The organism is Streptomyces sp. RP5T, from assembly GCF_003933965.1.
Classification (GTDB): Bacteria; Actinomycetota; Actinomycetes; order Streptomycetales; family Streptomycetaceae; genus Streptomyces.
Genome location: NZ_RSAJ01000406.1, coordinates 1 through 7,815 on the forward strand (window position 1 = coordinate 1; position 7,815 = coordinate 7,815).

Annotated in this window: 4 protein-coding genes and 1 pseudogene; 4 read left to right on the forward strand and 1 reads right to left on the reverse strand. The window is 71.2% G+C overall.

Annotated features, from left to right (window positions below):
* Positions 1–47: 47 nt before the first annotated feature.
* Complete coding sequence (locus EHS43_RS31445; RefSeq protein ID WP_125194084.1) at positions 48–2,123, forward strand: MMPL family transporter; 2,076 nt, start codon at positions 48–50, stop codon at positions 2,121–2,123.
* Positions 2,124–2,590: 467 nt separating this feature from the next.
* Positions 2,591–3,199 (forward strand): annotated as a pseudogene (locus tag EHS43_RS49025) (sensor histidine kinase); the annotation flags it as partial.
* Here the strand turns inward: EHS43_RS49025 and glgX are convergent.
* Complete coding sequence (glgX, locus tag EHS43_RS31455) at positions 3,124–5,310, reverse strand: glycogen debranching protein GlgX (protein WP_312023453.1); 2,187 nt, start codon at positions 5,308–5,310, stop codon at positions 3,124–3,126. The pseudogene EHS43_RS49025 and the gene glgX overlap by 76 nt on opposite strands.
* A gap of 195 nt (positions 5,311–5,505) precedes the next feature.
* Between glgX and EHS43_RS31460 the strand changes: the two genes are divergently transcribed.
* The gene (locus tag EHS43_RS31460; RefSeq protein ID WP_125194085.1) at positions 5,506–6,324 is read left to right on the forward strand and encodes a Tat pathway signal sequence domain protein; all 819 of its coding nucleotides are present in this window, start codon (positions 5,506–5,508) and stop codon (positions 6,322–6,324) included.
* A 58-nt stretch (positions 6,325–6,382) separates the two neighbouring features.
* Positions 6,383–7,702, forward strand: a complete 1,320-nt coding sequence (locus tag EHS43_RS31465; RefSeq protein WP_125194086.1) for a copper amine oxidase — start codon at positions 6,383–6,385, stop codon at positions 7,700–7,702.
* Positions 7,703–7,815 lie beyond the last annotated feature (113 nt).

A 7,815-nucleotide genomic window follows, 5' to 3' on the forward strand; every position in this document is an offset into this window, starting at 1 on the left:
GAAGTCTGGAACCGACCCAGACGTCCGAACCGGAGGGAGGCCCGTCGATGAGGGCCGCAAAGATGAGCGCACGGCGAGGGCGGGCCGTGCCCTGGCTGGTGCTGGGGTTGTGGATCGTCCTGCTGGCGGCCGTGTCGCCGTTCGCGTCCAAGCTCGAGGACGTGCAGCGGGACCGGGCCGTGGACTATCTGCCGGCGAGCGCGGACTCGACGCAGGTCGCGAGGATCCAGGAACGGCTGCCCGGGGGCGAGGCCACGCAGATGGTCGTCGTGTACCACCGGGACGGCGGGCTGACGGCCGCCGACCGGGCGACCGCCGCCGAGCAGATGGGGCGGATCGCTCACGAGCACACGCTGACCGCCGCACCGCGGGGCGTCCCGTCCGCGGACGGGACCACCGTGATGTACCCGATCGCCAGCACCGGGCCCGGCACCGACGAGAAGGCCCGGGACCGGCTCGTCAACGACGTGCGGGACGTCGCCCGCGGCGAGGGCGGGCTCGGCGTCGACGTCGGCGGGGAGGGGGCCCTCGCCACCGACGCCGGCGAGGTCTACGACTCGCTCGGCGGGCCGCTGCTCTACACCACCGCCGGGGTCGTCGCCCTGCTGCTGATCGTCATCTACCGCAGCCCGCTGCTGTGGCTGGTGCCGCTCGGGGTCGCGGGCATGTCGGAGTTCCTGGCCCGGGCCGTGGCCTACGGGCTCAACCAGGGCTTCGGGACCTCCGTCACCGGTCAGAGCGGCGGCATCATGACGATCCTGGTGTTCGGCGCCGGGACCGACTACGCCCTGCTGCTCGTCTCCCGGTACCGGGAGGAGCTGCGGCGCGTCGAGCGGCCCTACGACGCCATGGCGGCCGCGCTGAAGGGCTGCGGGCCCGCCGTGCTCGCCTCCTCCGGGACCGTGGCCGCGGGACTGCTCTGCCTGCTCGCCGCCGACCTCAACAGCAGCCGCGGAATGGGCCCGCTGGGCACGGTCGGAGTGCTGGTCGCACTCGTCGCGATGCTGACGCTGCTGCCCGCGGTCCTCGTCCTGCTCGGCCGCCGGGTGTTCTGGCCCCTCGTGCCCCGCTACGGCAGCACCCCCAAGGTCCGCCGGTCCCTGTTCGCCGCCATGGGCAGCTCGGCCGGGCGGCGCCCGCTCACCGTCCTCGCGGGCGGAGCCGTGCTCCTCGGCGCGCTCGCGCTGGGCGCGCTCAACCTGCCCGGCAGCCTCAAGCAGGAGGACTCCTTCACCAGCAGGCCGGACGCGGTCGCCGCCATGAGGACGCTCGCCGCGGCCTACCCGGAGCGAGGCACCCAGCCCGTCACCGTCATCACCCCGGCCGGCCGCGCCGACGCCACCCTCGCCGCCGTCCGCGGCACCGACGGCGTCGACAGCGCCCGCAAGGGCCGTACCGGGGACGGCTGGACCGAGATCTCCGTCACCGCGAAGGACGCCCCCGAGTCCGCCGGGGAGACCGCGACCATCAAGGCCCTGCGCGCCGGGCTCGACGGTTCCTACGTCGGCGGGCCCAGCGCCGAGCAGCTCGACCTGAAGGACACCAACAGCCGCGACCGGATGATCGTCGTGCCCATCGTCCTCCTCTCCGTGCTGCTCATCCTCGTCGCCCTGCTGCGGTCCCTGGTCGCGCCGCTGCTCCTCGTGGCCGCCGTGGTCGCCGTGTGGGCCGCCGCCCTCGGGATCGGCGGCCTGGTCTTCGGGCCGGTGTTCGGGTTCGAGGGCACCGATCCCGGGCTCGGGCTGCTGTCCTTCGTGTTCCTGGTCGCCCTCGGCGTCGACTACGGCATCTTCCTGATGCACCGCATGCGCGAGGAGTCCCTCGCCGGAGCCGAACCGGTCACCGCCGCCCTCACCGCGCTGCGGACCACCGGCGGGGTCATCGCCTCCGCCGGGCTCGTCCTCGCGGCCACCTTCGCGGTGCTCACCAACATGCCCATGGTCCAGCTCGTCGAACTCGGCTTCGTGATCGCGGTGGGCGTGCTGCTCGACACCTTCCTCGTGCGGACCTACCTGGTCACCAGCGCGGCCGTGGCGCTGCGCCGCACGGTGTGGTGGCCGGGGGCGCTGTCCCGGGCGCCCGAGCCGCCCGTACCGGCCGCGCGCCAGCCGGAATCGGTGTGACGAGGTCGTTCCCGGGCGTCCTTCCCTTCCGGAAGGGCGCCCCGCGCCCCGAGGATGACACCGTGCACGACACCACGAGACCCCGGCTCGGCGAGCGGATCATGGCGGCGGTCAACCGCGACCCGCGGACCGCCCCGCACGGCACCCGCAACGACGCGCTGCTCGCCGTCGTGCTGGCGGCGGCGGCCGTCTGCGCCGGCCTGTTCATCGACGACGGCCGCCGCCCGGACGCCCTCGGCTGGACGCTGCTGGTCGCCGCCCACGTGCCGCTCGTGTGGCGCCGCCGCCGCCCGCTGCTCGTACTGGCCGCGACAACGGCGCTGATCGCGCCGTACCACGCCGTCGACAACAACCACGCGGCCCCCACCCTCGTCGCCTACGTCGCCCTCTACACGGTCGCCGTCACCGGCCGCCCCCTGCGGACGGTCCTGACGGGCGCCGTCGTGCTGAGTGTCTCGATGACCGTGATGCTCACCATCAACGCCCACCGGGCCCTCGAACTGCTGCAGACCTCCGGCTGGATCATCGCCGTCCTCTTCTGCGGCATCGACGTCCGCTACTACCGCCAGTACGTCGCCTCCATCGTCGAACGCGCCGTCCGCGCCGAACGCACCCGCGAGGAGGAGGCCCGCCGCCGGGTCGCCGAGGAACGCCTGCGCATCGCCCGCGACCTGCACGACCTGCTCGCCCACAGCATCACCCTCATCGGTGTGCAGACCTCCGTCGCCGCCCACGTCCTGGCCGCCGACCCCGAGCGGCTGGACCGGGAGACGGTCGCGAAAGCCCTCGACGACATCGCCGAGACCTGCCGCACCGCACGCGGCGAACTCCGCACGACCCTGGAGGTGCTGCGCGAACACGGCCCGCAGGACACCCGCGGCCCGCTGCCCGGCCTCGACGGACTGCCCGACCTCGTCGCGGCGGCACGGCTCGCGGGTGCCCGCGTCGAACAGGACCTGCGCATCCGCACCGACCCGCCGCCCGCCGTCGGCGCCGCCGCCTACCGGATCGTCCAGGAGGCGCTCACCAACGCGGTCCGGCACGCGGGCCCCGCCCCCGCCGTACGCATCGGCCTGTACGACGAACCGGGCGCCCTGCGGGTGTCGGTGACCGACGACGGCACCGGGCCCGTCCCCGGCGGCACCCCCTCCGGGCGGCCGGTGTCGACGACGACCTCCCACTGCCGGCCGTGATTGACCGGCACCACGAAGTCCAGCGGCGTGGGCGAGGCGTTGAACATGAGCAGGAACGAGTCGTCGGTGATCCTTTCCCCGCGGGTGCCGGGCTCGGAGATGGCGTTGCCGTTGAGGAAGACCGTCAGCGCGGAGGCCTGCGCACGGTCCCAGTCGCGCTGGGTCATCTCCTTGCCCTCCGGGGTGAACCAGGCGATGTCCGACAGCTCGTCGTGGGTGCCCTCCACGGGTCGCCCGTGGAAGAAGCGGCGGCGCCTGAAGACCGGGTGGTCCTTGCGCAGCCACACCATCGCGCGCGTGAAGGCCAGCAGCTCGGCCCCGAGCCCGGCGGCCCCCTCGCCCAGCTCCTCCGGCCACTGCACCCAGGCCAGCTCGCTGTCCTGGCAGTAGGCGTTGTTGTTGCCGCCCTGGGTGCGCGCGACCTCGTCGCCGTGACTGATCATCGGCACGCCCTGGGACAGCATCAGCGTGGCGATGAAGTTGCGCATCTGCCGGGCGCGCAGCTCCCTTACCGCGGGGTCGTCGGTCTCGCCCTCGGTCCCGCAGTTCCAGGACCGGTTGTGGCTCTCGCCGTCGCGGTTGTCCTCGCCGTTGGCCTCGTTGTGCTTGTCGTTGTACGAGACGAGGTCGTGCAGGGTGAAGCCGTCGTGACAGGTGACGAAGTTGATCGAGGCCAGCGGGCGCCGGCCGTCGTCCTGATAGAGGTCGGAGGAACCGGTCAGCCGGGACGCGAACTCCGCCAGCGCCCGCGGCTCGCCCCGCCACAGGTCCCGCACGGTGTCGCGGTACTTGCCGTTCCACTCGGTCCACAGCGGCGGGAAATTGCCCACCTGGTAGCCGCCCTCGCCGACGTCCCACGGCTCGGCGATCAGCTTCACCTGGGAGACCACCGGGTCCTGCTGGACCAGGTCGAAGAACGACGACAGCCGGTCCACCTCGTGGAACTGCCGGGCCAGGGTGGCGGCGAGGTCGAAGCGGAAGCCGTCGACGTGCATCTCGGTGACCCAGTACCGCAGCGAGTCCATGATCAGCTGGAGCACGTGCGGGGACCGCATCAGCAGGGAGTTCCCGGTGCCCGTGGTGTCCATGTAGTACCGCTGGTCGTCGGTCAGGCGGTAGTACTGCGGGTTGTCGAGGCCCTTGAAGGACAGCGTCGGGCCCAGGTGGTTGCCCTCGGCGGTGTGGTTGTAGACGACGTCCAGGATGACCTCGATCCCGGCCTCGTGCAGCGCCCGGACCGCCGACTTGAACTCCAGGACCTGCTGGCCGCGGTCGCCCCAGGAGGCGTACGCGTTGTGCGGGGCGAAGAAACCGATCGTGTTGTAGCCCCAGTAATTGTTCAGGCCCATGTCGACCAGGCGGTGGTCGTTGACGAACTGGTGGACCGGCATCAGCTCCAGGGTGGTCACGCCGAGCTCCACCAGGTGCTCGATGATCGCGGGGTGCGCGAGCGCGGCGTAGGTGCCCCGGAGCTCGTCGGGCAGCCCCGGGTGGCGCATGGTGAGGCCCTTGACGTGCGCCTCGTAGATCACCGTCTCGTGGTACCCGATCCGTGGCCGCCGGTCGTCGCCCCAGTCGAAGTAGGGGTTGACCACGACCGACGTCATGGTGTGCGGCGCCGAGTCCAGGTCGTTGCGCTTGTCGGGTGAGTCGAAGTGGTAGCCGTACACCTCCTCGCCCCAGCGGATCGAGCCGCTGATCGCGCGCGCGTACGGGTCGAGCAGCAGCTTCGACGAGTTGCAGCGCAGTCCGCGTTCGGGAGCGTACGGGCCGTGCGCACGGAAGCCGTAGCGCTGTCCGGGCATGACGCCGGGCAGATACGCGTGCCGGACGAACGCGTCGCTCTCGCGCAGTTCCACCGCCGTTTCCGAGCCGTCGTCGTGCAACAGACACAGCTCTACTCGGTTCGCGGCCTCCGTGAAGACCGCGAAGTTGGTTCCGGCGCCGTCGTACGTGGCACCGAGTGGATACGCCTCTCCAGGCCAGACCTGCATGAAACGACTCTTTCAGCTGTCCCGCGCCGCGTGGGGTCCCTTGGTCCCGAGTGTCCCCGAAAGTGATGGAACCACCTATGACTTACGTCCCTCTTACCGATCGACCGGAGCACAGGGCGATCACAGGGTCCCCTGTGCCGAACCAATGGGGCAGACACATACTCCCGGACCATGCCCGGGGAGTAGGGGGAAGATGTGCGCAAGATAGTGCACCGCCACCTCGGGAAGGTGGTGGCAGGTGCGGCCGTCGCGGTGGCCGGGACCGCCGTGATGGTCGGGATCACCCTGCCGGGCACCGCGGGGGCGGACGACAACGCGGGCGGCAGGACGGCCTCCGGACAGGCCGCGGCGCAGGCGGGGCAGGGCGCCGACGGGGCCGTCGCGCCCGGTGTCGTCGAGCAGGCGCCGGCCGCCGAGGGTGAGAAGGGCAAGGGTCGCGACCCGCTCACCGACGACGAGATCGCGCGGGTCGAGAAGATCGCCGTGAACCCGCAGATGATGAACGCCGGGGAGGACGTCGAGGGCGAGCGCGGCCCCGAGCGCCTCACCGTGGACCTCGCCGACCCGAAGGCCGGCGAACTGGACGACCCGAACGCGCCCCGGCGCGCGAACGTGACGTTCTACGACTACCGGGACGACACCCTCGTCACCAGGACCGTCGACCTCGACAGCGGAAAGGTCGTCGCGACGGGCAGCCAGCACGGCGTCCAGCCGCCGCTGAGCAGCGCCGAGTACGCCGAGGCCGCGAGCCTGCTGATCGCCGACCCGCTCGGCGCGGACCTGAAGGCCGACTACAAGGACGCCACCGACAAGGAGCTCACCGACCCGAACCAGCTGCTGCTCACCGGCGCCGTGTACCGGGCCGTCCCGGGCGGGCAGCCCGCCGTGCTCGACAAGTGCGGTGAGCACCGCTGCGTGCGGCTGTTCCCGAAGGTGAAGAACGGCCCCTGGATCGACGCCAGGGCCTTCGTGATCGATCTGAGCGCCCGCAAGGTCGCCAAGCTCGCCGGCTGATCCGTCTTTCTCCGTCCACTTTTCCCACCTGCTCCTTCCGCAAGGGAGTCATTTCCACATGCGTGTCAACAGAATCAGCCGCGTGCGCAGGCACGCGGCCCTCGGCGTGTCCGTGGCCGCGCTGGCCGCCGGTGTCACGACCGGTGCGGGACCGGCCGCCGCCCAGCCCGGGGCCGCCGCAGCGGCCGCGGCGGAGTGCAGCAGCGCCTACAAGATCGAGCAGAAGCTCGCCAGCGGTACCACCTGGCGGATGTGCTGGCGCTACGACAGCAAGGCCGGAATGGTCCTGGAGGACATCTCCTACCAGCCCAAGGGCGAGGCCGCGCCGATCAAGGTCCTCAACAGCGCCCGGCTCGGCCAGATCCACGTCCCCTACGACGACGGCAGCGTCGAGTACGACGACCTGACGGGCTTCGGCTTCGCGCAGGGCCTGATGAACCTGGACCCGGGCGAGTGCCCCGGCGGCACCATCAAGAAGGTCAAGGTCCCGGACTCCTGGGACCCGGACCGCGCCGACGTCAACGGCCTGTGCACCACGACCCGCTCCCGCGGCCACGCGTACCGCATGCAGGGCGACAGCGCGAACAAGGTCTACCAGGCCCAGGGCAAGGACCTGCTCGTCTACTCGGTCAACCAGGTCGGCTGGTACGAGTACATGACCGAGTGGCGCTTCCAGGACGACGGCACCATCACCATGAACCTCGGCGCGACCGGCAGCCTCTCCTTCGAGGACTACGACGCCGGCGACGGCCGCGGCTGGCCGATCGGCAAGGGCCCCCGCGCCCAGGCCACCAGCCACAGCCACAACGCCTTCTGGCGCCTGGACTTCGCCCTCGACGGTTCCTCCAAGAACCGGGTCGAGCAGTACGACTCGACGGTCACCGCGGCCGCCCAGGGCCAGCAGACCGCGACCGTCAAGACCACCCGCACGCCGGTCACCAAGGAACTCGCGGGCGACGCCAAGAGCTACCGCTGGTGGCGCGTGGTCAGCGCGGCCGGCAAGAACAAGGACTGGCACCCGCGCTCGTACGAGATCGTCCCCGGGCCCAGCACCAAGTACCCGGGACGTTCCTTCACCAAGCACGACGTGTACTTCACCGAGTACAACCCGTGCGAGCAGTTCGCCAGCAACAACACCGGCAACTGCGCTGCCGGAGCGGGCAAGTCCGTCGACAAGTGGGTCAACGGCCAGAGCCTGACCCACCCGGTGGTCTGGATGAACGTGGGCTTCCACCACATCGCCCGTGACGAGGACCAGCAGCCGATGCCGGTCCACTGGCAGGGATTCTCCATCGCCCCCAGGGACGTCACGGCTATGAATCCGCTCACTCCGGCCGAGCTCGCCGGGCAGAACGGCCACTGGGAATTCGGTAGTTGAGATTGACCCTGTCCATCCGGCTGCACCGCCGACCGCTCCCGGAGTACCCTTCCTTGATCGTTGGCAAGGGGAGTGCTCGGGGGAGCGGAAGGCGGTGCGCGGGTGGGCTCGGG

What these genes read in the sequence shown, in the direction of transcription:
- glgX (WP_312023453.1), bottom strand. Translation starts at nt 5,310, where the DNA reads ATGCAGGTCTGGCCTGGAGAGGCGTATCCACTCGGTGCCACGTACGAC.
- EHS43_RS31445 (WP_125194084.1), top strand. Translation starts at nt 48, where the DNA reads ATGAGGGCCGCAAAGATGAGCGCACGGCGAGGGCGGGCCGTGCCCTGG.
- EHS43_RS31465 (WP_125194086.1), top strand. Translation starts at nt 6,383, where the DNA reads ATGCGTGTCAACAGAATCAGCCGCGTGCGCAGGCACGCGGCCCTCGGC.